Annotated in this window: 2 protein-coding genes; one reads left to right on the forward strand and one right to left on the reverse strand. The window is 67.6% G+C overall.

The features are described 5' to 3' along the window. Positions 1 to 1169 (reverse strand): Na+/H+ antiporter (locus G3N94_RS40965; RefSeq protein WP_205799860.1); only part of this gene is annotated, 1169 nt, incomplete at its 3' end. Positions 1170 to 1462: 293 nt separating this feature from the next. On the opposite strand from G3N94_RS40965, the gene G3N94_RS40970 reads away from it, so the two are divergent. Next, positions 1463 to 2341: EAL domain-containing protein (locus G3N94_RS40970; RefSeq protein WP_205799861.1), on the forward strand; the 879-nt coding region annotated here is incomplete at its 3' end.

The raw sequence follows: 2341 nt of genomic DNA on the forward strand, positions 1-2341 counted from the left end.
GGCGTGCCGTCGGTCAGCGCGACCGGAATCGACAGTACGCCGGCGAGCGTCACCGCGCCGCGCACGCCGCCGACGGTCATCACCGCGATCGTGCGCACGCCGGCCATCGTGCCGGCCAGGCCCTGGCGCGCGGCGCGGCGGCTCGCGATCCAGCGCAGCAGCCACACCCACAGGAAGCGGATCGCATAGAGCGCGGCCATCATCGCGAACACGTTGAACAGCATCCGGCCGACGAGCGCGTCGCTCGTGTGATGCGCGTCGACGAGCGCGCGGCCGATGATGTGCGGCAACTGCAGCCCGAGCATGATGAACACCATGCCGTTGAACACGAACTCGATCATCGCCCACGTGCTTTCCGCGCGCACGCGCGACGCGACGGTGCTTTTGCGGGAAAAGCTCGTGTAGTTCATCATCATCCCGGCCGAGACGGCCGCGAGCACGCCCGACAGGTCGAGATGCTCGGCGATCAGGTAGGCCGCGAACGGCACCAGCAGCGTCATCACGATGCCGGGCGCCGGGTCGCCTTCCTGTTCGGCATTCAGGAAGCGTGTGGACAGCGCGCTGAACGTCCACGCCACCGCGGCGCCCGTCGCGAGCCCGCCGGCCGCGACGATCATGAACGTCACTGACGCGTCGCGCAGCGAGAACATCCCGGTCAGCGCGGCCGCGATCGCGAACTTCAGCGCGACGAGGCCCGACGCGTCGTTCATCAGCGCCTCGCCTTCGAGGATATGCATCAGCTGCGGCGGAATCCGGCCCTTGCCGGCGATGCCCGACAGCGCGACCGCGTCGGTCGGCGACAGCACGGCCGCGAGCGCGAACGCGATCGGTAGCGGCAACTCGGGTATCAGCCAGTGCGCGAAGTAGCCCACTGCGAGTACCGTCATGAACACGAGCCCGAATGCGAGCATCAGGATCGCGCGGCGCTGCAGGTACAGCTCGCGTTTCGGAATCCGCCAGCCGTCCGCGAACAGCAGCGGCGGAATGAACAGCAGCATGAAGATTTCAGGATCGAACGTGACGTGCAGGTTGAACCTCGGCCACGCGAGGATTGCGCCGAACGCGATCTGCATCAGCGGCAGCGGCAGCCGCAACGGCAGCACGCGTGTGATCGCGCCGGACAGCGCGACGGTGAGCAGCAGGATCAGGACTGTGAAAACGATTTCCATCGATACATCGAAAACGGGGAATGAAACGACCGTACGGAGTGTAGCGTGCTGCCGTGACGGCTGCGCTCAAGCGTCCCGGTGCGTGCGCACCTGAATGGTGCGATCGGGATGCGCCAGACCGGTGCATCGGCCGTGCGAACCGGCATCGCGGGCATGACGCCAGTGCGCACGGACCTTGCTTGATGCTGACCGACAAGCAACAACAACCGGAAATCCGAGGGTCAGTTCATGAGATATCGCGCGCCGTCCAGTTCGTCAGCCGCCGCGTTTGCCAGCATCAGGAGGAGGGGGGTATGACGATCGTGCAACAGGAGCGTCCGGCCGCCGCGTCGCCGTACCGCTTCGAACGGGAGGTGACGTCCGGCTTCGAGCGTCTTGCGACGCAGCATCACGAGCTGACGCTCACGACCGTGTTCCAGCCGGTTTTCAGCCTGTCGCACCAGCGTGCGGTCGGCTACGAGGCGCTGCTGCGCGCGCACGACCCGCTCGATCGGCCGGTGTCGCCGCTCGACGTGTTCGGCGATGCCGCGCGCCACGGCGAGCTGATGCAGCTCGACCGGCTCGCGCAGGCGCTGCATCTCGAGAACTTCGCGCTGCTCGGCGCGGAGCGCGAATGGCTGTTCCTGAACGTGCATCCGGGCGTGCTGACCGATCCGTTCCAGGCGGCCGCGCTGCTCGCAAACCTGAAGCGCCTCGGCATGCCGCCGCGCCGCATCGTGCTCGAAGTGCTCGAGCAGCGCGCGGACGATCTCGAACGGCTCGCCGATGCGCTGCGCGAATTCCGTGCGCAGGGCTTCCTGATCGCGCTCGACGATTTCGGCGCCGGCCACTCGAACCTCGAGCGGATCTGGCAGCTCAACCCCGATCTCGTGAAGCTCGACCGGATCATGCTGTCGCATGCCGCGCATCGTACGGGGCTCACCGCGATCCTGCACGGCCTCGTCACGCTGCTGCACGAGGCCGGCAAGCTCGTGCTGGTCGAGGGAATCGAGACCGAGCACGAGGCGCAGATCGCGCTGTCGTGCGAGGCGGATTTCGTGCAGGGCTATTTCTTCGGCCGCCCGGCGCCGGGGCTGCCGGACAGCGCGGCCGCGACCGCGTGCATCGGCGAGCTGACCGAACGCTTTCGTCAGCAGGCCGAAGCGCGCGAGCGGCGCGACGCGCAGCGGCTC

Source organism: Burkholderia sp. Ac-20353 (genome assembly GCF_017104785.1).
Lineage (GTDB): Bacteria > Pseudomonadota > Gammaproteobacteria > Burkholderiales > Burkholderiaceae > Burkholderia.